A 24378-nucleotide genomic window follows, 5' to 3' on the forward strand; every position below is an offset into this window, starting at 1 on the left:
CAGGTCGAGGCGGTAATGCCGTGCATCGAAACGTGCGTGCAACTGTTCGAGGATGTCGCCATCGCGAGCCTCCAGCGGCACCTGCTGCACAACCATCTGCGCCTCGCGCCAGACCACTTGCTGCGGGCTGGGCAAGCCTTCCCAGACCACGCTGGTGCGCAGAATGTCGTGACGGGCGATGACTTGCTGCAAGTGTGCGGCGAAGGTCTGTAAACGTTCGAGGCTGTCGAAGGCCAGACGTGATTGCAGCAGGTACGGATCGCCCTGCGCGGCGCTCAGATGGTGATAAAGAATGCCTTCCTGCAACGGTGCCAGCGGATAGATATCCTGCACATTGGCGGCGCCGCCGGGCACGGTGGCGACGATGCGTTCGATGCTGGCCTGATCCAGTGTGGTCAGGGTCAGCATGTCGGGAGTGATGTGCGTGCACCCGATCGGAATCAGATTGGCCGGCACCTCGATTTCCCGGCCACTGCCCAAGGCGCGCGCCAAAGCGGCCAGGCTCGGCTGATTGAACAGCACCCGCACATCGGCGCTCAGACCGACCTGACGCATGCGCTCGATCAGGCTCACCGCCAACAGCGAATGGCCGCCCAGTTCGAAGAAATTATCGTGACGGCCGATCTGTTCGATGTTCAGTACATCGGCCCAGATCTGCGCCAGCGCGACCTCGACCGGTCCTTGCGGCGCTGCATATTCACGGCTGAGCCAGGCATCCTGATCCGGTTCGGGCAAGGCCTTGCGGTCGAGTTTGCCGTGGGCGGTCAGCGGCAGGCTGTCCAGGCGCACGTAGGCAGCCGGCACCAAGGTGTCCGGCAGCCGCGCTTGCAGATGGCGGTGCAAGTCGCCGATCTCGACCGATTCGATGGCGATGAACCACGCCACCAGACGTCCGTCACGCACCAACACCACGCATTCGCGGACCGCGTCATGAGCGCTCAACGCGGCTTCGATTTCGCCGAGTTCAATACGCACGCCGCGCAGTTTCACCTGATCATCGTTGCGCCCCAGGTATTCAATATTGCCGTCGGCCATCCAGCGTGCGAGGTCGCCGGTGCGGTACATCCGTGCGTGCGGCTCGTCGCTGAACGGGTCGTCGAGGAACTGTGTCGCGGTCAGTTCCGGACGATTCAGATAACCGCGCGCAACCCCGGCGCCGCCGACATACAACTCACCCTGCACACCGGTCGGCACTGGCTGCTGTTGACGGTCCAGCAGATAGACCTTGGCATTGGCAATCGGCCGGCCAATGTGCAGCGCCCGCCCGGGTTCGATGCGCCCCGACGTCGCCACCACCGTGGCTTCGGTCGGGCCGTAGTTGTTAATCACGGCGAACGTCTGCTCACGCGGGAACTGACGCAACCTGTCGCCCCCGATCAGCAGCGTGCGCAGGGTCGGATGGCCCAGTTCACGGCTGAACGCGTATTCGGCCACCGGGGTCGGCAGAAAGCTCACCTGCAACGGCTGCGCGCGCCACCACTCGAGCAGTTCATCGAGGTGTTCGTTGCCGATCGAGGACGGAGGCAGATGCACGCTCGCACCGACGCACAGCGCGGGCCAGACTTCCCAGGCCATGGCATCGAAGCCGCAACCGGCGACGCTGGCGGTGTGGCTGCCGGCGTGCAAATCAAACGCTTCGGCGTGCCAGTGCACGAGGTTTTCCAGAGTACGGTGTTCGACCATTACGCCTTTCGGCTGACCGGTAGAACCCGAGGTGTAGATCACGTAAGCCAGATTCGCCGGGGTCAGGCCTGGCAGCAGCGGATTGTCCTCAGGCAAGCGCCGCCAGTCGCTGGCCTCCAGATCAATCACCGGTACCGCGCCGAGCAGGTCGCGCGTCGACGCCTGCGCCAGCACGGCGATCGGGTCGCTGTCCTGCAACAGGTAGGCGATGCGCTCTGGCGGATAATCCGCATCGATCGGCACATAACCCGCGCCGGCCTTGAGAATCGCCAACAGCGCAACGAGCATGTCCGGGCCCCGACGCAGGCAAATCGCGACACGGTCATCGGTTTGTACACCGAGGCCGATCAAGTGATGCGCGAGGCGATTGGCGCGTTGATTGAGTTCGCGGTAGCTGAGCTGTTGCTCGCCCTGCGCCACCGCCAGCGCCTCGGGATGGGCCAGGACTTGCGCTTCGAACAAGCGCTGCACGGTTTGCGCAGGCGGGTATTGACGACCGCTGATATTGAAGCCGACCAGCACCCGCTGCCGTTCGCCCGGCGACACGATCGTCAGTTGCTGCAACGGCGCCGTCGGGGTGTACTCCAGCGCCGTGACCAGACTGTGCAAGGCGGTTTGCAAGTAGTCGCAGACCCGTGCGCCATCCACCTGCGGCACGGCTTGCACGCTCAAGCGGAAACCGTCGCCGAGATCGTCGACGCTGACCACCAACGGATAGTTACTGCGCTCGCGGGAACTGAGAATCTGCACCCCGTCCCACATGACAGCGGCGGATTGCGGGGCACTGTGACGGTAGTTGAGCAAGGTGCTGAACAGCGCCTGCGCACCGGCGACACCGCTGCAACGCTGGGCCAGCGCCAGCGAGGCTTGCTCATGGCCAAGCAACTGCGCGAGGCGCGCATGGGTCGCACGCACGCCGCTTTCTACCGATTGCACATCGACGCTCACGCGCAGCGGCAAGGTGTTGATGAACATGCCCAACGCCCGATCAGCGCCTTCTCCACCTTGCATGCGCCCGAGCAAAACGGTGCCGAACACGACGTCTTGCTGGCCCGACACCTGCGCCAGCACCTGCGCCCAGGCCTGGTGCACCAGACTCGCCACGCTGACTCCCAGTCGCCGGGCCTGCTCGCGCAGACGTTGGCCGAGGCCGGCATCGAGGTCTGAATGGCTGTCGAGGATGTCGCTGCCGTCGCCGTGCACGTCCTGCAAACCGAAGGCCACGGTCGGCTCGTCAATGTCGGCGAGCATCTCGCGGAAAAACGCCTCATGCGCCTGATCATCGACGCCGAGCCGCGCCTGCGCGACAAAGTGGCGGTATTGCACCGGCGGCGGCAAATCGCTGCTGCGGCCAAGCATGACGTCGTTCATTTCCGCGACCAGCACGTCCAGTGCGGTGTGATCGAGGACGATATGGTGGAGTAGCAGAATGCCGATCCAGCGCTGGTGCGGCTGATCTTCGGTGTAGACAAAGCGCATCAGCGGCGCGCGATTGAGGTCGAGGCGATAGTGCCGTGGATCGAAACGCGCCTGCATCTGCTCCAGCACGTCGCCGTCGAGCTCATCGGCGTCGACGCGTTCCAGCGCCAGTGGCGCTTCACGCCACACGACTTGCACCGCCTCTTCGAGCCCGGCCCAGACGATGCCGGTGCGCAGAATGTCATGGCGCTGGATAACGCCGTTGAGGGCGCCGACGAAGGTTTTGATCTGCGCCAGACCCTCGAAGGCAAATTGCGCCTGCAACACATACGGATCACCGGCGCTGGTCGCCAGATGGTGATAGAGAATCCCCGCCTGCAACGGCGCCAGGCCATAGATGTCCTGCACATTGGCGATGCCGCCTGGCACGCTGGCAACCACGCGGTCGATCTCGGCTTGATCGAGACTGGCCAGCGGCAACATGGCCGGGGTAATGCGCGTGCAACCCGGTTCGATCAGGTTGTCCGGCACGATGATGGAGCGTTCGCTGCTCAAGCTCGCCGCCAGCGCCGCCACACTTGGCTGACCGAACAGCACGCGCACGTCACAGTGCAAATCCTGTTGGCGCATGCGTTCGATCAGTTTCACCGCCAGTAGCGAATGACCGCCAAGTTCGAAGAAGTTGTCATGGCGGCCGACCTGCTCAACGCCCAGCAATGTCTGCCAGAGTCCGGCAATCAGGGTTTCCACGGCACCGACCGGCGCTTCGAAACCCCGACGGGCGAAGGCCTCGCTGTCCGGTGCCGGCAAGGCTTTGCGGTCGAGCTTGCCGTTGGCGGTCAATGGCAATGCCTCAAGGCGCACGAAAGCGCTCGGCACCATGTACTCAGCCAGCGAAACCAGCAGTTGATCGCGCAGTTGCGCCACATCCGGTGCGGCGCCTTCGTCGGCCAGCCAGTACGCGACCAGACGCTGGTCACCGGGGCTGTCCTCACGGGCGATCACCACGGCCTCGCGCACGCCTTCGCAGGCGGACAGGCGCGCTTCGATTTCACCCAGTTCGATACGGAAACCGCGAATTTTCACTTGGTCGTCGTTGCGACCGAGGTATTCAAGGCTGCCATCTGCGGCCCAGCGTGCGAGGTCGCCGGTTTTATACAAACGCGTCTCGGCGTTTTCGTCGAACGGATCATTGATAAAGCGCTCGGCCGTCAGCGCTTCGCGATTCAGATAGCCACGAGCCACGCCGGCGCCACCCACGTACAACTCGCCAATCACGCCGACCGGAACCGGTTCACGCTGGGCATCGAGGACATACAGTTGCAGGTCGGGAATGCGCACACCAATCGGGCTGACGCCGACCAATTGCGCGTCGGCAGCTTGCAGCGGTCGATACGTCACGTGCACCGTGGTTTCGGTGATGCCGTACATGTTCACCAGCCGCGTTCCGGCATTGCCAACCCGCGCATACCACGGCTTGAGCAGTCCCGGCTCCAGCGCTTCGCCACCGAAAACCACTTCGCGCAGGGAGTGCTGCAACGTGCTGCGACCCTGCGCGGCGATCAGTTGACGGAACGCGCTCGGCGTCTGGTTGAGCACGGTCACGCCGGTCTGGCAGAGCAATGCATAGCAGTCGTCCGGCGAGCGGCTGACGGCTTGCGGGATCAGCAACAATTGCCCGCCGAACGCCAGCGCCGCCCAGATTTCCCACACCGAGAAGTCGAACGCGAAGGAATGGAACAGCACCCCGATGTCCTGTTGGTTGAACTGGAACCAGTCATCGGTGGCAGAAAACAAACGTACAACGTTACGGTGCTCGACCATCACGCCTTTGGGCAAACCGGTGGAGCCGGAGGTGTAGATGACGTACGCCAGATGCGCCGGGGTCAGTTCGGGGATCTGCGGATTGCTGTCGAGTTCGGCCTTGAGGTGGCCGCTGTCGAGGTCGATTTGCGGTACAGCGAGATCAGCCAGACGATCGCGCGTCGCCGCTTGCATGAGCACCGCCACCGGGGCGCTGTCCTGCAAGGTGAAGGCGATTCTGTCCAGCGGATAGGCCGGATCGATGGGCACGTAACCGGCGCCAGCCTTGAGCACACCGAGCAGGCCGATGATCATGTGCGGGCCACGTTCGACGCAGATCGCCACGCGGTCATCGGGGCGAATGTTCAGCGCCAGCAGATGGTGGGCGAGCTGGTTGGCGCGGCGGTTGAGTTCACTGTAACTGAGTGTCTGCCCTTCGAAAATCAACGCCGTGGCGTCAGGTCGGGCCTGTGCATGGGCTTCGAATTGCTGGTGGATCAGCGCGGTTGCAGGGAACTGCGCCACCGGCAGATTCGTGCCGTGCAGCAGTTGTTCGCGTTCGCTGGCCGGAAGGATTGTCAGGTTTTGCAGAGCCACATCAGCGCTGGATTGCAGGGCCGCCGCCAGACTTTCCAGCGCCGTGTTCAGGTACGCGGCCATGCGCTCGGGGCCGAGTGCAGCATCCGCCAGCGCGGTGATGCGCAAGTCTTCGCCGAGGTCATCGATATTGATCGTCAGCGGGTAGTTGGTGCGCTCGCGGGCGCCGAGCACCTGCACACCGGGGGCAATATCGACGACGTCAGCGACTTCTTCGACGCTGCTGTGTCGGTAGTTGAGGATCGCGCTGAACAGCGGCGTCGGCACCGCGACGGCGCTGCAGCGTTGGGCCAGGGCCAGCGAAGCCTGCTCGTGCGCCAGTAACGTGGTCAGTCGCCGATGAGTCGTCAGCACACCCGCGCGCACGCTTTGCTCGCCGACATCAACGCGCAGCGGCAAGGTATTGATAAACATCCCCAGCGCCTGCTCACCGCCCTCGCCCGCGTCCATCCGCCCCAGCAATACGGTGCCGAATACCACCGCCGTGCGCCCCGACAATTGCCCCAGTACCCGCGCCAGCGCCAGGTGCGTCAGGCTCGCGACACTCACGCCCGCCTGCCGCGCCTGCTCGCGCAGCTGCCGGCTCAAGCGACTGTCGAGCATCAACGAGGCTTCCTCGATGGCGTGGCCGTCGCCCTGTACATCCTGCAAACCACACGGCAGCGTCGGCTCGTCGATATCGGCGAGCATGTCGCGGAAAAACGCCTCCTGCGCCTGCTCATTGCCGGCACTGCGCGCCTTGGCCAAGTGATCGCGATACGGCACCGCCGCAGGCACTTGCGCGGTCTGCCCGAGCAGACAGGCCTGAATTTCCCGACGCAGCACGTCCAGCGCCACGTGATCCATGATCATGTGATGAAACAGCAACAGCGCGACTACGCGGCCCTGAGCGGGATCCTGCGCGTAGACCACGCGCAGCAACGGCGCGTGCTGCATGTCGAGACGAAAGTACTGAGGGTCGTGGCGTTCGAGCAGTTGGGTGAGTACGTCAGCGCTGTAGTCCACGGTCACTTCCTGACACACCAGCGGCGCCTCGCGCCACACCACCTGTACGGCTTCGTCGAGGTATTCCCAGACGAACGAGGTGCGCAGAATGTCGTGACGTTTGACCACCCAGCGCAGCGCGTCGGCGAAAGCGTCCAGCCGTTGCTGGCTGTCGAACACAAAGCGCGCCTGCGAGATGTAAGGGTCACCGGCAGCGGCCGAGAGATGGTGATAAAGCATGCCTTCCTGCAACGCGGACAGCGGATAAATGTCCTGTACGTTGGCCGCGCCACCCGGCACCGTGGCGACGATACGGTCGAGGGCATCCTGTTGCAGATTCACCAGCGGCAGCATGTCCGGGGTGATGCGAAAGGCCGGGCTCAGCCAGTCACCGCCGTGCTCAGCGACCAGTTCCAGCAATTGCGCCTTGTGCGCCGCGAGGCTGTCCCACAACGCGTCATCCAGCGCGTCGTCGCTGCCCAGAATGACCAGGTCTTCATCTTCCTGTTGAAGGCGGATCGCATGGGTCGAAATAACAGCCATCAGTTCGCTGAAATGCATGAGGTAACCTGCTGTAAATACGGAAAAAAGGAGCGCGCAGCAGCGAGTCCGTGCACGCGGCGCGCAGCCTGGAAAAACTAAAACATCGGGGCGTGGGTGTCTGACATGGGAAGCGGGGACAAGCCGCCGGCTTGAGCACAGCAGTCCCCCTGTACAGGAACTGCCGAAGGCTGCGATCTGTTGATCTTGCTTTTAAAAACAGGATCAACAGATCGCAGCCTTCGGCAGCTCCTACAGGCAGGGTTCGTTCGCCGTCAGAGCCGGCGTTTGCGACTGAGGCTCGGGATGGTGGTCTGGGCGATCTCGACGTGCTTCGCCTGCCGCGAGGTCTGTGCCGCCAGCGCTGCCAGTGTCGGCTCGCTGAACAGCGTCCGCGCATCGACATGCAGCCCGGCCAGACGCATGCGCGCGACCAGGCTGACCGCCAACAGCGAATGCCCGCCCAGTTCGAAGAAGTTGTCGTGGCGCCCGACCTGCTCGACCTTGAGCACCTGCGCCCAGATCTGCGCCAAGGCATTTTCCACGTCGCCTTCGGGCGCCTCGTAAGGACGACTGAGCAGTGCCTCCGCCCCCGGTTCCGGCAATGCCTTGCGGTCGATTTTGTCGTTGGGCGTCAACGGCAACGCCGCCAGCATCACGTAGGCGCCGGGCACCATGAACTCCGGCAACTGCGCCAACACATGCTTACGCAACGCCTCCAGCGTCGGTTCAGGCGACTCGGCACGCACGCTGTAATAAGCCACCAGCCGCTCATCGCGCACCAGCACCACCGCCTCGCGGATGGCCGGGTGTTCAAGCAGGCGCGCTTCAATCTCGCCCAGCTCAAGGCGAACCCCGCGCAACTTGACCTGAAAGTCGTTGCGACCGAGAAATTCGAGATTGCCGTCAGCGCCGTAACGCACCAGATCGCCGGTGCGATACAAGCGATCGCCGGCCACGAACGGACTGTCGATAAAGCGTTCGGCCTGCAGTTGCGGCAGTCCCAAATAGCCCCGCGCCACGCCCACCCCGCCAATGTGCAAATGACCACTGACGCCAAACGGCACCGGTTGATCGCCGGCATCGAGGACATACAGCCGCGTGTTGCTCAGGGCCTTGCCGATCGGCACCAGCGTCTGCGGCACCGGTTCGCCGGGCTCCAGAGTCCAGCCGCTGCTGTCGACCGTGGTTTCGGTCGGCCCATAGACGTTGTGCAGGCGCACCCATGGCAGGCGCTCGCGCACTTGCCGGGCCAGGGCGACGGTCAACTCGCCGCCACCGTTGAGCACGTCGGTGAGGCTGGTGCACTGGCTGACATCGTCTTGTTCGATGAATTGCTGCAACAACGCCGGTACGAACTTGACCACGGTAATGTTCTGCTCGCGGATCACTTGCGTCACGTACGCCGAATCGCGGTTGCCATCGGCCCGCGCCAGGACCAGGCGCATGCCTGAGCAGAGTGGCCAGAAGATCTCCCACACCGAACTGTCGAAACTGTACGGCGCCTTTTGCAGCAACGCCCCGTGTTCCGTCGGCGGCGCCAGTTGCGACCCCCAGTGCACCATGTTGCAGGCGCTGCGGTGCTCGATCATTACGCCTTTCGGCGTGCCGGTAGAGCCGGAGGTGTAGATCATGTAGGCCAGATTCGCCGCGTCGAGGCCCGGTACCTGCGGATTGTCGTGGGGATGGTCCTGCCAGGCACCGAGGTCGAGATCGATCAGCGGCACGCCGGGTTCGCCGAGCAGATCGCGCGTTGCCGCATGCACCAGCAGCGCGACCGGTGCGCTGTCCTGCAACATGTAGTTCAGCCGTTGCAGCGGATAATCCGGATCGAGCGGCACATAAGCACCGCCCGCCTTGAGAATCCCCAGCAGACCGATCACCAACTCAGGCCCGCGCTCGACGCAGATCGCCACCCGCGAATCCGGCTGCACGCCCAGCCCGCGCAGATGATGGGCCAAGCGGTTGGCCTGCGCGTTCAACTCGCCATAGGTCAAGCGTTGCTCGGCGAACTGCACGGCGATGGCATCCGGCTTACTCCGAACCTGTTGCTCGAACAAAGAGTGAAGCGGCCGGTCCATCGGACAGTCGACTGCTGTGGCATTGAACTCGATCAGCAGCCGTTGCAGCTCCTCTGCCGGCAACAATGGCAGACGATTCAACGGCCGTTGCGGCGTGGTTTCCAGCGCCTCGACCAAACCGCTCAAGGCCGCTTGCACGTAGCCGCCAATCCGCTGCGCACCAATGCTCGACAAGGTTCTGGTGGTCAGACGCAAGCCTGTGCCGAGGTCATCGACACTCAGGGTAAACGGGTAATTGGTGCGCTCCTCATTGGCCAGAGTCTCGATGCCTTCCCAGGTTTGCCGAGAGTGCTTTTGCTCGACGTCATCGCTGTGCCGATAGTTGAGCAAGGCGCTGAACAGCGGCGCCGGTGCGGCGACGCCACTGCAACGTTGAGCCAGTGCCAAAGAGGCGTGTTCATGGGCGAGCAAAGCGGTCAGGCGCGCATGGGTGGACTTCACCGCGGTACGGGCGCCCTCGCTCACATCGACCCGCAGCGGCAACGTGTTGATGAACACCCCCAGCGCCCGGTCGGCACCCGCGCCGCCCTGCATGCGCCCCATCAACACCGTGCCGAACACCACGCTTTGCTGGCCGGATGTCGCCGCCAACACTTGCGCCCAGGCGAGGTGGATCAGGCTGGCAACACTCACACCCGCCAGGCGTGCCTGCTGTTGCAGGCGCTGATAGAGATTGGGTGCCACCGCTTGCCCGGCTTCTTCAATATTGCTGCCATCGCCCTGCACATTCTGCAAAGCGAATGGCAACGTCGGCTCGTCGATGTCGCCGAGCATCTGGCGAAAGAACGCTTCATGCTCTTGTTCACTGACACCCAATCGCGTTTGCGCCACATAGTTGCGATACGGCACCGACGCCGCCAGCGGTTCGGTGCACCCCGACAGGCTGGCGTGGATTTCTTCGCGCATGGCCTCCAGCGCAATGTGATCCATCGCCAGGTGATGGAACAGCAAGATGCCGACCACCCGGTTATGCGCAGGGTCACGGGCGAACATCAGGCGCAGCAGCGGTGCCTGACTGACATCGAGGCGATAGCGCCGCGCATCGAAACGCTGGTGCAATTGATCGATGACCGCGCCGTGGGCAGGGTCCAGTTCGACCTCCTGCACCGGCAGAATCGCCGCGCGCCACACCACTTGCACGGGTGAAGGCAGCCCTTCCCAGACCACCGCCGTGCGCAGGATGTCGTGCCGCGCCATGACCCGACGCAGCGCAGCGGCGAAGGCCTCGACCCGTTCGAGGCTGTCGAACGCCAGCGCGGATTGCAGCAGATACGGATCGCCCTGCGCAGCGGTGATGTGGTGATAGAGAATGCCTTCCTGCAACGGCGCCAAGGGGTAGATGTCCTGCACATTGGCGGCCCCGCCCGGCACCGTCGCGACGATACGGTCGATCATCGCTTGTTCCAGTTGCACCAGTGGCAGCAGGTCAGGCGTGATGTACGTGCAATCGACCGGAATGCGGTTGGCCGGCACCTCGACTTCGCGGCCGCTACCTTCCGCCGCTGCCAGCGCAGCCAGTGTCGGTTGGCTGAACAGCACCCGAACATCGCTGTTCATTCCGATCTGGCGCATACGTTCAATCAGGCCAACCGCCAACAACGAGTGACCGCCCAGCTCAAAGAAATGGTCGTGACGCCCTACCCGTTCAACCTGCAATACCTCGGCCCAGATCTGCGCCAACGCGATTTCGACGTCACCTTGCGGCGCCTCGTATTGACGACGGATCAACGCTTCCGGCCCCGGTGCCGGCAACGCCTGGCGATCAAGCTTGCCGTTGGCGGTCAACGGCAAGGATGTCAGGCGCACGTAGGCGCTCGGCAGCATGGCGCTGGTCAGCCGGGTTTTCAGGTGTGCGTGCAAAAGGTTGATTTCCACTGGCTCGCGCTCGGTAAACCACGCCAACAGTTGACCGTCGCGCACCAGCGCAACCGCTTCCTGTACGGCCGCGTGGCTGGCGAGTGCGGCTTCGATTTCACCGAGTTCAACGCGTACGCCGCGGATTTTCACTTGATCGTCGTTACGCCCCAGATACTCCAGATTGCCGTCGGCACGCCAGCGCGCAAGGTCGCCGGTGCGGTACATCCGGGCCTCCGATTCGGCGCTGAACGGATCGCACATGAAGCGCTCGGCCGTCAAATCCGCACGGTTCAGGTAACCACGAGCGACACCGCTCCCACCAACGTACAACTCACCGCTCACCCCGATCGGTACGGGGCGCTGTTGCTCATCGAGCAGGTACACCGTCGCGTTGCTCACCGGTTTACCGATGTGCAACGCCTGCCCGGCCTCGATCTGGCCGCAGGTGGCGACGACGGTGGCTTCTGTCGGGCCGTAGTTATTGATCACCGCGAAAGATTGCTGCTGGCTGAACTGGCGCAGGCGATCGCCGCCAATCAACAGTACGCGCAACGTCGGGTGTTCGAGCTGCTTGCTGAAGGCGTACTCGGCAATCGGCGTCGGCAGGAAGCTGACCTCCAGCGGTTGCGCGCACCACCAGTCGAGCAAGCCGTCAATGTCTTCGCTGTCACCGCCGCTGGGCGCCAGGTGCACGGTTGCACCCACGCACAGCGCCGGCCAGATTTCCCAGGCCATCGCGTCAAAGCCGAACCCGGCGAGACTTGACGTGTGACTGCCGGCACGCAGATCGAAGGCAGCACAGTGCCAATCGATCAGATTGCCCAGCGTGCGATGTTCAACCATCACGCCCTTGGGCAGGCCGGTGGAACCGGAGGTGTAGATCACATAGGCAAGGTTCGTCGGTGTCAGTGCCGACACCTGCGGCGCAGTGTCCGGGCTGAGTGGCCAGCTGCGCCGATCCAGTTCAATCACCGGCATCAGCAACGCCGGCAAACGCCCGCGCACAGCGCTTTGCGTCAGCACTGCCACTGGCGCGCTGTCTGCCAGCAGGTAGTTCAGGCGCTCTTGCGGGGCGGCCGGATCAAGCGGCACATAAGCTGCGCCGGCCTTGAGCGTGGCGAGCAGACCGACCAGGGTGTCGAGCCCGCGCCGGGCAACAATCGCGACGCGATCATCCGGGCGCACCCCGAGTGCGATGAGGTGATGAGCCAAGGCGTTGGCTTGCTGATCGAGCTCGCCGTAGCTCAGGGATTGTCCGCCGTGAATCGCCGCCAGTGCGTCCGATTGGCGTGCCGCGCGGGCCTCGAAACGCTGAGGCACGGTCAACGCCTGCGGATAATCCACACGGGTAGCGTTCCAGTGTTGCAGCCGCGCGGTATCCATCGCCGAGTGCAAACTGAACTCCATCACCGGCAGGTCAGGACTTTCCAGCCCCTGCTCGAGTATCAAGAGCAGCCGTTGAGAAAACGCCTCGATTTCACCGGTCTCGAAATAGCTCGGCGAGTAGGCTATGTGCAGCCAGGCATTTTCCTCGAATCGGTTGCTGCGCAGATAAATGGCCAGTGGTGAGGCTTCCTGATGATTGGAGACCTTGACCACGTGACCATGCGCGCCGCCATAAATATGCGCCTGATCATCTTGTTCGTAAGAGACGGTCACCTCAAACAGTTGCGCGCGGTCCTCACGCAGCAATCCGAGGGCGCGGTTCATTTCACTCAGGGGAAACCGCTGATGCCGGAAGTTCTCTTTCAACTCATCGCGAACCGCGCTGACCAACGCGCTGAACGTGAGTTCGCGACCAAAACCCATGCGTACCGCACTGACCTGAGTGAACAACCCAACCGTGGATTTGAATCGAGCGCCGGACCGATTGAGGATCGGCAACCCGACCACCCATTCGTCCCGCTGCGCGGTACGGCTGAAATACACATGAAGCGCCGCCAGCAGCACATGAAACGCCGAGGCGCCAAGCCCTTGGCCGAGCTGCTTCATTCGCTCATGCAACAGCGCCGGGAATGTGTTGGCCACGATCTGACTGGACGGCGCGTTCGCCGCGAATCGCTCCTGGTAACGCGGCACCAGCAGCGGTTCAGGCAGTTGACGATATTTGCCCAGCCAGAAAGCGCGATCCTGCGCATAACGAGGCGACTGGTAATAACGCGCATTGTCCTCGATGAAATCGACGTAGGACGGTGCTGTATCGGGTAATGGCTGATCAGCGGCCAGGGCGTTGTAGATCCCGGCCAATGACTTGAGCATTTCGGAGAAGCCCCAACCGTCGACGATCAGGTGGTGAGCCAGAATCGAGAACCAATGACGATCGTCATCAAGCCGGATCAGCAAAAAACGAAACAATGGTCCGCCATCCAGCGCGAACGTCTGATCGATGCGCTCCTGAATCAATGCTCGCGCTGCCGCAACCGGTTCAGCGTGGCCGCAAACGTCATAAGTCATCAACGGCCCGTGCATCGATGACGCAAAACGTTGCCAGGGCAGCCCGTCCGCCCCCTCCGCCGGTAACAGTTCGATGCGCATCGCGTCGTGCAGACTCACCAAGTGTATGAGCGCCGCCTGCATCCGTGCCGGCTCCAGCGACCCGGTCAGCTCCATATACCCACCGATGTTGTACAACGGCGAATCACCACGACTCAGTTGATCCAGCCAGATGTCCAGTTGCGCAGCGGTCAGGGGAAACGTCGCGGGTGCAGCGGACGGCATGTCCACCGTTGGGGCAAAAATAGGCGGCATAAGGTCCTTCTCATGTAATTTTGCCGGTATTCAAGCATCGGCCCTTGCACCGACATGACACCTGAAACCCGGACATTCATCACGCGCCCCCCCGCCCGCAGGAGCGCAAAGACACGAATCATGCAGGCACTGTCTAAAACTTCGGAGAGGAAATACTGAAAAGCTTGTAGGAAAAAAACCACTTAGCAGCGCCGCCATTTACCCCAACGCTACTGACCAGAAATCACCATCGCCCGGGTTTCCGGGGTTTGAGAGTGACTGGACAGTCACTCAAGCCGCTGCGTCTGTGCTCAGCGCCGTCAGAACCCCGGCGCCAACATTCAGAAATAGTGGCACTTTGTGTCCCTGTTTTCCCCTACAGACGTAGGACAAATCCATAGGCTTAAATCCCGCTCCAGTTCATGTTCAAGGAGAAATGACTGCGTGGGCGGCTTTTACAGAGACGGCAGACGATTCAGTGATGGCTCTGAACCAGGGATGAAGGATATGAATCTGACCGGCAGTATTCGTAACATGGAAAACCCGCATTTCTACTGGCAACTGGGAGAGCTGATAGCCAGCACCGGCGATGATCACTTCGCCACGAACATGTTCCAGTTGGTCGACACGCTGGTGCCGGTCAACCGGGTAGATCTCAGTGAGTGGACGCTGGATGAGCGTCAGGCGAGCGTGGTCGATATCAAACCGTTGGGCAGCGCCGGTCTGGCGCAGACGTGTACGCCAGCCGATCCGCTGGAAAGTCCCGATGATCATCCGTTGCTGCAAAAAATGATCGAGATGAATGACTCACTGTTGATTCAACTCAGAGCCTCGCTGCAACCTCGTCACCCGCAACACAGCGCTCATCAATGCAATCTGGTGTCGCGCACGTCCAATCGCCGCTGCGTCATTTCTTTTTACCGACCGAGTACTCAACGGGTGTTTTCCCTGCCCGAACTGTCGTTTCTCAAGCGCCTGTCCGACACCTTGCTGCCGCTGATCGAACGCCACGCGCAAATCAGCCGGCAAATCCTCGCCAGACAACCGCGCCAGCCCTTGGCCGAACTGGATCAGGCACCGTTGGCGCAGGTGTTCGATGAACGCTTGGCGATCAGCGACATCGCCCTGTCGGTGCGCGAAAAAGAAGTCTGTCTGGGCCTGTTGACCGGCGGCACCGTGCCGCAAATGGCGGAAAGGCTGCGGGTCAAAACCAGCTCGATCGAGACGTATCTCAAACGCGCCACGGCCAAACTCGGGGTCAGTGGCCGCCACGGTCTGGCGAAATGGATGGCCGGGGCCTGAGCAAAACGCTGTTTTAATGCATGAGGCAGTTCGATGTTGACGTTGCGACTTTCTTTGCTGTCCATGGCGATGCTGATGGGCGGTTGTTCATTGATTCCCGACTATCAGCGGCCTGCTTCACCCACCGCCGCGCAGTATCCGACAGCGACACAGGCGGCCACGAGCAGCGAGGACTGGCGCACGCTGTTCAACGATCCGGCGCTGCAACAACTGATTGCAAGCGCGCTGGTCAACAACCGCGACCTGCGCGTGGCGGCGCTGAACGTCGAAGCCTTCCAGGCGCAGTACCGCATTCAGCGCGCCGACCTGCTGCCGGCGGTGTCGGCCAACGCCAATGAACTGCGCCAACGCATGCCGCCGAGCGTGACCCAGGGCAAAGCGCTGATCAACTCGACGTACTCGGTCAACCTTGGCATCAGCGCCTATGAGCTGGATTTCTTTGGCCGCGTGCGCAGCCTCAGCGAGCAGGCCTTGCAAACCTGGCTGGCCACCGATCAGGCGCGGCGCAGCGCGCAGTTGAGTCTGGTGGCCAACGTCGCCAACGCTTACCTGACCTGGCGCGCCGATCAGGAGCTGCTCGAGCTGACCCGCGAGACCCTCGCCGCCGATGAGCAGAGCCTGCACCTGACCACCCGCAACCGCGAGGCCGGCAAATCGTCGGCGCTGGAACAGGCGCAAGCGAAGACCAGCGTCGACAGCTCACGGGCCAATCTGGCGCGCTACCAGCGGCAGGTCGCGCAGGACTTGAACAGCCTGACCTTGCTGGTCGGCGCCCCCGTGCCGGACGCCCTGCCCGCCCGTCCGCTGTCCAGCGATCTGGTGCAGCAACTGCCCGCCGGGTTGCCGTCTGATCTGCTGCAGCGTCGGCCGGACATCCTGCAGGCCGAGTACAAACTCAAAGCCGCCAACGCCAACATCGGCGCCGCACGGGCAGCGTTTTTCCCCAGTGTCAGCCTGACCGCCAATGCCGGCACGTCGAGCCGCGATTTGTCAGGCTTGTTCGGCGGCGGCTCTGGCGCCTGGACCTTTCAGCCGCAGATCAGCCTGCCGATCTTCAATGCCGGCAGCCTGCGCGCGAGCCTGGATTATTCGAAGTTGCAGAAAGACGTCGCAGTGGCCGAATACGAAAAATCGATTCAAACGGCGTTTCAGGAAGTCGCCGACGGGCTCGCGGCGCGCGCCACCTATCAGCAGCAGTTGCAGGCGCAGCGTGATCTGGTCGCGGCCACGCAGACCTATTACAACCTGGCGCAGAACCGTTACAAGAACGGTGTCGACAGCAGCCTGACGTTCCTCGATGCGCAGCGTTCACTGTTCAGTTCGCAGCAAGGGCTGATCACCGATCGCCTCGCGCAACTGGTCGCCGAGGTCAATCTGTACACCGCGCTGGGTGGCGGCTGGAACGCAGATGGGCCTGGTGTGCAATAAGGCCCCCGTCATTTTTTCTTACACCTTTTGTCGCCCTGCGACACCCTGTCAGCCGATCAAAAACCGACTCGCCGGTTCAGTTTGGTATCATGCGCCGCTTTACGGTTAACCCCCCGCCAGTCGTGCTGACTGACGGGCTGAAAAGGCGGTATTAGATGACGGCTTTGTTGACTCGCCGCAAGGTGCTTGCGGGAATGGGCGTGCTCGGGCTGGGCCTGCTCGCCGGCTGCGACACCCGCGGCCAACTGTCGTACAAGTACGGCAAGGATCTGAGTAACAAGATCATGGGGCGCACCTTCAAGCTGAAGAACACCGATGGCGAAACCATGACGCTGTCGAGCTTTCGCGGCATGATGCCGATGGTGTTCTTCGGCTTCACCCAGTGCCCGGCAGTCTGCCCGACCACCCTGGCCCGCGCGGCGAAAATCAAGAAGCTGATGGGCGCCGATGGCGATCGCTTGCAGGTGATCTTCATCACCCTCGATCCCGAGCGCGACACCCCGGAAATCCTCGACGCCTACATGAAAGCCTTCGACCCGACGTTCGTTGCGCTGTACGGCACGCTTGAGGAAACCCAGGCCACCGCCAAGGAATTCGACGTGTTCTACGAGAAAGTCCCGGCCGGCGACACGTACACCATCTCGCATACCGCCACCAGTTACGTTTACGACTCCAACGGCGGCTTGCGCCTGGGTCTGTCCACCTCGCTTTCGGCAGAACAATGCACGGAAGATTTGCTTACTGTTATGGAGGTTTGCTGATGCAACCTGTTTTGAACCACATCAAACGCGCTGTCATCGGTCTGTCGCTGCTGGGCCTGGCGTTCCAGGTATCCGCGCAGACCAAAGTCGATGACGCCTGGGTGCGTGCCACCGTGCCGACCCAATCCGCCAGCGGCGCATTCATGACCCTCACCGCCGACAGCGACAGCAAGTTGCTCAGCGTCGCAACGCCCGTGGCCAAAGACGTGCAGATCCACGAAATGACCATGAAGAACGACGTCATGAGCATGGGCCCGGTGAAGTTCGTCGAGCTGCCGGCGGGCAAAGCCGTCAAGCTTGATCCGAACGGCTACCACGTGATGCTGATGGGCCTGACCGGTCAGTTGAAAGAAGGCGAAACCGTACCGCTGACCCTGACCGTGGAAAACGCCAAGGGCGAGAAAGAAACCATCGAAGTGAAAGCGCCGGTTCGCGCGCTGACCAACATGGAAGGTCACGATCACAGCAAAATGCATTGATCTGACTGAGCGGTAATAAAAAAGGGGCGGCCTGATCGATGATCAGGCCGCCCCTTTTTCCGGCATGAATCTGTTCGAGGTTAACAGCCAGATGGAAAGCGTGCTTTACATCGGACAAATCTTCGTTAACCATGTAAAGGGTCTTTTACATAGGAAGTGAAGAATGAACCGGTACTACCTCGAATTGGGCGCTGCATTAATCATCTACATGCTGGTGCTGACAGTTTCATTGATTGCCTCGCAATACCTGATGGACGCCCCCATCGTGCTGCGCTCGGCCGTCGCACTGACGCCGGTCATTCCGGCGGGACTGATGTGCTGGGCCATCGTGCGCAATATGCGGTGCATGGACGAAATGCACCTGCGCATCCAGTTCGAAGCCTTGGGGTTTGCCTTCGCCGCCTCGGCACTGTTGACCTTCAGCTACGGTTTTCTGGAAAACGTTGGCGCTCCGCATATTCCATGGACGTGTGTGTGGCCGGTGATGGGGCTGATGTGGATTGTCGGCCTGCAAATTGCGCGACGCCGATACCAATGAAAAACCGTCTCAAGGAATTGCGCGCCGAGCGCAAGTGGTCGCAGGTTGATCTGGCCGAACGCCTGAACGTGTCGCGTCAGACCATCAACGCGATTGAAAACGAACGCTACGATCCGAGCCTGCCCTTGGCGTTTCAGATTGCCCGGGCGTTCGAGATGCCGATTGAGAGCATTTTTGATGATGGCGAACGTTGAATGAAAAAAGGGGCAACAGACGTTGCCCCTTTTTTATCAACTCCCCGCGCCGCCATGCGCCTCTTCAAAGAAGTAATCCTTCCAGCTGTCGGCCTTGTTCTTCAGCACGCCCAGCTCCTGCAATTTTTCGGCGTAGATAAAGGTGCGCTGCGGCACCACAGTGAAATCGATTTCCGGGTCTTTGACGATTTGCTCGACCAGGGCCAGCGGCAGCTTCGACTGCTCGACACGAATGTAGGCCTGAGCCGCCGCCGGTTTGTCAGCCTTGATGATTTTCTCGGCCTCGGCCAGCGCGGCATAGAACGCCTTGTAGGTTTTCGGGTTTTCGTCGTGGAATTTTTCCGTGGTGTAGAGCACGTTGAACGTCGCCTGACCACCGAGGATGTCGTAGGAACTCAGGACTTTGTGCACGTTGGGATTCTGCAGCGCCTGGTACTGGAACGGCGGGCTGGAGAAGTGCGAGTTGATTTCCGAGCCACCGGCAATCAGCGCCGCCGTCGCATCGGGGTGCGGCAGGCTGACTGAGATGTCGTCGAATTTCTTGTACTGCGCGTCACCGAATTCCTTGGCGGTTTCGATCTGCAAGGTGCGCGACTGGAAGCCGACACCGGCGGCCGGCACAGCAATCCGGTCTTTGTCGGTGAAGTCCTTGAGCGTCTTGATGTTCGGGTTGTTGGTCAGCAAATAGTTGGGCATCGAACCCAGTGCGGCGATGGCTTTGACGTTCTGCTTGCCTTTGGTGCGATCCCACACGGTGAGCATCGGTGGCACGCCGGCGGAAACCACATCCAGCGAACCGGTCAGCAGCGCTTCGTTCATCGCGGTGGCGCCGGAAATACTGTTCCAGTCGACCTTGATGTCGAGGCCCTGCTCCTTGCCGTGTTTTTCGATGAGGTTCTGATCGCGCACCACATCGAGAATCAGGTAGCCGATGCCGAATTGCTGGGCAATGCTGATCTTGCCTTCGGCCTGAGCACCGGTGCTGAACAACGCACTGGCCGCCAGGGAAGCGGCCAACAGAGTCAGCGCGGAACGTTTGAACGGTGTGGCCATGACAACCTCGCAGCAGGGGGTAGTGTGCTGAAAGGGCTGACTTTATCGCTATAAAAAACAGAAATTAAATACCTTTATTGCATATCGATAGCACGGAGACGCCTGGCGATGTCGACAAAGGGTGTGACGATCAGACCGTAGGGCATGAGTTTGGGCCTGCACAAATCAGATGTAGGAGCTGTCGAGTGAAACGAGGCTGCGATCTTTTGATTCCGGGTTTCGATAACAAAATCAAAAGATCGCGGCGTGCCGCAGCTCCTACATTGGAATTCGATGATGGCCTGGCGGGTTAAACAGCCTGAAACAATAAATCCGCCGGCCGCAATATCGTCGATTGCCGTGCCACGCGAGAGCCGGTCAGCGCTGCAGACATGCCGACACCTTCAGAGGCCGCCGCGCCGGCACATCAGTTGCGCGTTTAAAAGGGCGATCAGACAGCCCACGCTTGGTATCATCGCGCACACTTTTATGACGTTTTAATGGCTGGAAGGTGTTTTTTTTGTGAGCGCTCTTTTTAACCGGTTGCGGCAGCCGTATGCCCGCCTCTTTTCGCTGATTTTGCTGGTACTGGTTGTGCCTGTATGCCTGCGTGCGGCATTGGGCTGGTCGGCACCGCTGGGCTATTTGTCGGATCTGGCCATTGGCAGCCTGTTGGTGGTGTTGCTGCATCGCCGCGCGTGGTGGCTGGCCCTGCCGGTGTTGCTGTTCTGGGGATTGCTGGCGGTGGCGACCGCTGAGCTGGTCAGCGCCGTCGGTCGTCTGCCGACACCTGCGGATATTCATTACCTGATCGACCCGCAGTTCGTGGAGAACTCCACGGGGGGTGGGCTGGCGCACCCGGCGTTGGGTGTCACCTTGCTGCTGGCTCTGTTGTTCTGGTTGCTGGCCCAGTTCGCTGGCCGCTCCATGCCGCGTCCGCCCCTGCCCCGCGCGGTCTGGGGCGCGCCGCTGGTCCTCTTCGCCGCGCACTGGGGCGCGCAAAACCTGTGGCCGAGCGAAGAAGATCCGTGGCGCCAGTACAACCTGCCGCACCAGTTGCTGACCACCGAAGTGGCCGATTTGCAGATTCAGGCCGAGGAATGGCTGGACGGCGATGTCGAAGAACCCGCACCGGCCATGGCCGGACTCACCGACGTCGACCTCAACGGGCAGAAATTGCTGGCCGCACCGGGTCAGGCGCGCAACGTGCTGATCATCGCCCTGGAAGGCATTCCCGGCGCTTACATCCGCGCCAACCGTGAGGCCATCGGCAGCCACTATCAGGAAGACCTGATGCCCAACCTCAGCCGCTGGGCCGAACGCGGCATGAACACCCCGGATTACGTTTTGCATACGCACCAGACCATTCGCGGTCTGTACGCCATGCTTTGCGGTGACTACGACAAACTCAACAACGGCACGCCCAAAGGCGTGGAGATGCTCACCCTCAACGAGCGCAATCAGGCCTGCCTGCCGGCGCAACTGCGTGAACACGGCTTCAGTACGCACTATTTGCAAGGTGCCGGCCTGCGTTTCATGGCCAAAGACAAGATCATGCCGCACATCGGTTTCGATGCGACTCATGGTCTGGAATGGTTTACCAACAGCAACTACCTGGAATTCCCGTGGGGCAAGGATGACAAGGCGTTTTTCGAAGGCGCGCTGGACTATGTCGGCCAACTGAAAAAGCACAAACAGCCGTGGATGTTGACGCTGCTGACCGTCGGCACCCATCAGCCCTACTCCGCGCCCGAGGAATACCTGGAGCGTTACGAAACGCCGAAACAGGCCGCCGTCGGTTATCTCGACGATGCGCTGCAGCAGTTCCTCAGCGGCCTCGAACGCCAAGGCGTTCTGAAAGACACGCTGGTGGTGATCACCTCGGATGAATCCCACGGCATCGACGGTGTGCGCCTGGCTTCATCGTGGGGTTTCAATCTGACCCTGGCGCCGGAGCATGAACAACTGCCACGGCTCAACAAAGGCGTGTATGGCCACGTCGATCTGAGCACCTCGATCCTCGACTATTTCGATCTGCCGGTACCTTCCGCGTTGAGCGGCCGTTCGCTGTTTCGTGACTACGACAGCGGCCGCGAAATCATGTCGTTCACCAACGGCAAGCTGCGTTATCACAACGGTCAGGGGATCTTCTCCGAGTGCGACATGCCGCGTCGCTGCCGCTATTACGAAAGCGCCGGCTTCATCGCCGAAAGCGCCACGTACAAAGGCAACTACAGCGGCCACCCGGCCCGACAGATCGCTGCGCGCGCCAATGCTCTGGACCTGTCGCTGCTGCGCACGCCGCTCAATCATCGCTACCAGTTCGGCAGCACCAACGTCATCCCCCTGCAGGCGCAAATCAAGGATGACTGGGCCGACAACCTGATTGGCGCGCAGTACCTGGAAATGCCCAAAGGCTCGCATACCCGCGTGCGCCTGACCGTGCGCTCGGTCGATCCGCAGCAGGCCGCGTACATTCAGCTCAAGGCCAAGGAGTTTGAACAAGACGTGCAGATCGGCCTGCCACAGGAGATGGTGGCCACCGCCGACCAGCCGCTGGAAATGAACTTCAGCTTCGACAACCCGCAAGAGCGCAAAGCGTTTTCTTTCCATTTGCTGGGTTACGGCCTGGGCGCCGTTGAAGTGACGGATTTCAGTGTGATCACTGAATTGCCGGGGCAAGACGATATCCTTGACGACGTGCCGGATGACGACACCGCCCAATCCACCTGATCACGCCCGTGTAGGAGCTGCCGCAGGCTGCGATCTTTTGCTTTTAAAATAGAGATCAAAAGATCGCAGCCTGCAGCAGTTCCTACAGTGGGAATCAGTGATTATCAAAACGTCGTGCGCAACCCGACCTGAATGCTGCGCCCTTCTGCTGGCGCAATGTCGCGCAGGATCGAACTGGCATAACGCACGGTTTGATTCGTCAGGTTCTCGGCATTGACGAAGGCCAGCCATTTGCTCTGGCCGACGTCGAAGTGATAGCCCACATTGGCGCCCAGCGTGGTGTAACCGTCAGTGCTGCTTTCATTGTCCGGCACGCGATGTTGTGAACTGGCGTGTTCGACATCAATGCGCGCCTGCCACTTGTCCAGTTCCCACAGCAGCCCGGTGTTGAGCCGCAGCGGCGCGATGCGTGGCAAGTCTTCGCCGGTGTCGAGGTTCTTCGCTCGGGTGTAATCGCCGGACACTTCCAGGGCAAATTTGCCGTAGGCGCTTTCGCCGAGTTTCCAGTGATCCTGGGCTTCAATGCCGCTGAAGCGCGCACGCACACCGGAATAGGTGTACTCAGGAATGCCACCGGCGTCCTCCTCGCCCTCGTCATTCAGCGTTCGGCCCGTGCCAAGCAAGCCGATGTAATTGGAGAAGTGGCTGTAGAACACACCCACACTGCCCTTGTGCGTGCCGTTGTCAAAACGCAATGCCAGGTCGCTGGACACAGCTTTTTCTTTCGACAACCCGGCATCGCCGACTTCATAGGTGCCGGTCGCCACGTGGGCACCGTTGGCGTACAACTCGTAGAACGTCGGTGCGCGCTCGGTGTAGCCCAGCGTCGCGGCCACCGACCAGATCGGCGTCAGGGTGTACACCGCGCCAGAGGAAAGACTGCCAGCGGTGAAATGGCTGGAGCGGTCGGCGCTGGCGAAGCGCTCGTTACCCTTGGCGTCCGGGTCGACCGTGGTGTGCTCAAGCCGTCCGCCGAGGGTGAACAGCAGTCGGTCGGTGGCCTGCAGCTCTTCAAGAATGAACAACGCAGCGGCATCGGTATCGGTCTGTGGCACAAACGCCTCTTCGCCGAGTGCCGAGAACTCGTTGCGGCTGACCTGCGCACCGATCACCCCGTTGAACGGCCCCAACGGCTGGTGACGCGCCTCGACCCGTGCCTCGTAACCTTTGTTCTTGAACGTCGTGCCGACCTCGCCGCCTTCGATTTCGCGATGTTCGTAATCGGTGTAACCGGCATCCAGTTTGATCGAACTGAACGGCCCGTCGAGATTGCGCATCTCGGAGGCGAACGCGTAGTGCTCCTGCTGCATGCGGATGCGCACGTCTTCTTCAGCAGGCGAACCGTAGTTGGAATCGTAGTTGCTGTAGGACAGGCCGGCGTATCCGTCATCCCAGGTGTACGACCCGCCGACCGCGCCGCCGTCCTGCCGCCCATCGCTGTTGGCCAGGCGATGTTTGTTCGAATCGCCGTCGTCGTTTGCGCGTTCGCGGCTGGTTTTTGCGTAACCGGGGATTTTCAGATCATTGAACTCGCGGGCGCTGGCATCCAGGTGCAAGGCGAATTGTCCGTTACCGGCCTCGAGCTTGCCGGCACTGCTGCGCGTGGTGTCGGCACCGCCGTAGCGCAACTCACCGGCCCCATGAATACCGTCGATGGCCTCAGTAGGAATGCGGTTATCGAAGGTGTTGACCACACCGCCAATGGCACTGCCACCGTACAGCAGAGCCGCCGGGCCACGGACGATTTCAATGCGCTCGACGTTGACCGGATCCAGCGGCACCGCGTGATCGTAAGACAGCGACGAGGCATCCAGCGCGCCGACGCCGTTGCGCAAGATGCGGATGCGGTCACCGTCCTGGCCGCGAATGATCGGCCGGCTCGCACCCGGGCCGAAGTACGACGACGACACACCGGGTTGCTTGTTCAGGGTTTCTCCCAGGCTGCCCTTCTGTTGGAACGTGAGGTCATCGCCGCTGAGCACGGTCGAGGGCGAAGCGAGGGTCTGGCTGCCGAGCGGATTGCCGGTGATGACTTGTGGTTGCAGTTCCAGGGTGTCGGCGGCGAACACCGGCGATGCCAAAAGCAGCGCGGCGGCCAACGGATTGAGGCGTCGTTGCAGGGGATTAGAACGGGCAGGCATTGCAGAATTTCCGTGCGCTGAAAGGTGAAGATCGCTGCCAGCATGTGCAAATAACGCAGGCAGAAAGAGGATGAAACGA

At 61.6% G+C, this 24378-nt stretch carries 11 protein-coding genes (1 of these 11 running past the window's edge); 7 read left to right on the top strand and 4 right to left on the bottom strand.

Translation table 11 applies throughout. The annotated features are described in order from the left end of the window. Window positions 1–7047 carry the 5' portion of a non-ribosomal peptide synthetase gene (locus P3G59_RS17070; RefSeq protein ID WP_277758204.1) on the bottom strand. Its footprint begins 5970 nt before the window's first position, so the window shows 7047 of its 13017 coding nt (coding positions 1–7047); its start codon is at window positions 7045–7047; its stop codon lies off the left edge, out of view. A gap of 254 nt (window positions 7048–7301) precedes the next feature. Continuing rightward, on the bottom strand, window positions 7302–13712 hold the full coding sequence (locus P3G59_RS17075) for a non-ribosomal peptide synthetase (RefSeq protein WP_277758205.1): 6411 nt from the start codon (window positions 13710–13712) through the stop codon (window positions 7302–7304). 486 nt (window positions 13713–14198) lie between these two features. On the opposite strand from P3G59_RS17075, the gene P3G59_RS17080 reads away from it, so the two are divergent. From P3G59_RS17080 to P3G59_RS17105, 6 genes are all read left to right on the top strand, one after another. After that, the gene (locus P3G59_RS17080) at window positions 14199–14993 is read left to right on the top strand and encodes a helix-turn-helix transcriptional regulator (RefSeq protein ID WP_277758206.1); all 795 of its coding nucleotides are present in this window, start codon (window positions 14199–14201) and stop codon (window positions 14991–14993) included. Between the two features lie 33 nt (window positions 14994–15026). Next, on the top strand, window positions 15027–16421 hold the full coding sequence (locus tag P3G59_RS17085; RefSeq protein ID WP_277758207.1) for an efflux transporter outer membrane subunit: 1395 nt from the start codon (window positions 15027–15029) through the stop codon (window positions 16419–16421). A gap of 155 nt (window positions 16422–16576) precedes the next feature. Beyond that, a complete protein-coding gene (locus P3G59_RS17090; protein WP_090284058.1) occupies window positions 16577–17182 on the top strand; it encodes an SCO family protein in 606 nt (201 codons plus the stop codon). Next, the gene (locus P3G59_RS17095; RefSeq protein ID WP_277758208.1) at window positions 17182–17661 is read left to right on the top strand and encodes a copper chaperone PCu(A)C; all 480 of its coding nucleotides are present in this window, start codon (window positions 17182–17184) and stop codon (window positions 17659–17661) included. Before P3G59_RS17090 ends, P3G59_RS17095 begins: the two co-directional genes overlap by 1 nt. 163 nt (window positions 17662–17824) lie before the next feature. Continuing rightward, window positions 17825–18199, top strand: coding sequence for a hypothetical protein (locus tag P3G59_RS17100; protein ID WP_277758209.1), 375 nt, complete (start codon window positions 17825–17827; stop codon window positions 18197–18199). Further along, window positions 18196–18393, top strand: a complete 198-nt coding sequence (locus tag P3G59_RS17105; protein ID WP_277758210.1) for a helix-turn-helix transcriptional regulator — start codon at window positions 18196–18198, stop codon at window positions 18391–18393. The genes P3G59_RS17100 and P3G59_RS17105 overlap by 4 nt, the downstream gene beginning before the upstream one ends. A gap of 36 nt (window positions 18394–18429) precedes the next feature. On the opposite strand, the gene P3G59_RS17110 is transcribed toward P3G59_RS17105, so the two are convergent. Continuing rightward, window positions 18430–19446: an ABC transporter substrate-binding protein gene (locus tag P3G59_RS17110; protein ID WP_277758211.1), complete on the bottom strand. Its 1017-nt coding sequence runs from the start codon at window positions 19444–19446 to the stop codon at window positions 18430–18432. Window positions 19447–19947: 501 nt separating this feature from the next. Here P3G59_RS17110 and P3G59_RS17115 point away from each other — a divergent pair. Next, on the top strand, window positions 19948–22158 hold the full coding sequence (locus P3G59_RS17115) for an LTA synthase family protein (protein ID WP_277758212.1): 2211 nt from the start codon (window positions 19948–19950) through the stop codon (window positions 22156–22158). Between the two features lie 104 nt (window positions 22159–22262). Here P3G59_RS17115 and P3G59_RS17120 read toward each other — a convergent pair whose 3' ends face one another. After that, window positions 22263–24299, bottom strand: coding sequence for a TonB-dependent receptor (locus tag P3G59_RS17120; protein WP_277758213.1), 2037 nt, complete (start codon window positions 24297–24299; stop codon window positions 22263–22265). Window positions 24300–24378: the final 79 nt, after the last annotated feature.

This window comes from Pseudomonas sp. A34-9 (genome assembly GCF_029543085.1).
Taxonomy (GTDB): domain Bacteria; phylum Pseudomonadota; class Gammaproteobacteria; order Pseudomonadales; family Pseudomonadaceae; genus Aquipseudomonas.

Excerpts from the sequence above, each read along its gene's own strand:
- P3G59_RS17085 (WP_277758207.1), top strand. The coding sequence starts at position 15,027 with ATGTTGACGTTGCGACTTTCTTTGCTGTCCATGGCGATGCTGATGGGC.
- P3G59_RS17105 (WP_277758210.1), top strand. The coding sequence starts at position 18,196 with ATGAAAAACCGTCTCAAGGAATTGCGCGCCGAGCGCAAGTGGTCGCAG.
- P3G59_RS17095 (WP_277758208.1), top strand. The coding sequence starts at position 17,182 with ATGCAACCTGTTTTGAACCACATCAAACGCGCTGTCATCGGTCTGTCG.
- P3G59_RS17110 (WP_277758211.1), bottom strand. The coding sequence starts at position 19,446 with ATGGCCACACCGTTCAAACGTTCCGCGCTGACTCTGTTGGCCGCTTCC.
- P3G59_RS17100 (WP_277758209.1), top strand. The coding sequence starts at position 17,825 with ATGAACCGGTACTACCTCGAATTGGGCGCTGCATTAATCATCTACATG.
- P3G59_RS17090 (WP_090284058.1), top strand. The coding sequence starts at position 16,577 with ATGACGGCTTTGTTGACTCGCCGCAAGGTGCTTGCGGGAATGGGCGTG.
- P3G59_RS17075 (WP_277758205.1), bottom strand. The coding sequence starts at position 13,712 with ATGCCGCCTATTTTTGCCCCAACGGTGGACATGCCGTCCGCTGCACCC.
- P3G59_RS17120 (WP_277758213.1), bottom strand. The coding sequence starts at position 24,299 with ATGCCTGCCCGTTCTAATCCCCTGCAACGACGCCTCAATCCGTTGGCC.
- P3G59_RS17080 (WP_277758206.1), top strand. The coding sequence starts at position 14,199 with ATGAATCTGACCGGCAGTATTCGTAACATGGAAAACCCGCATTTCTAC.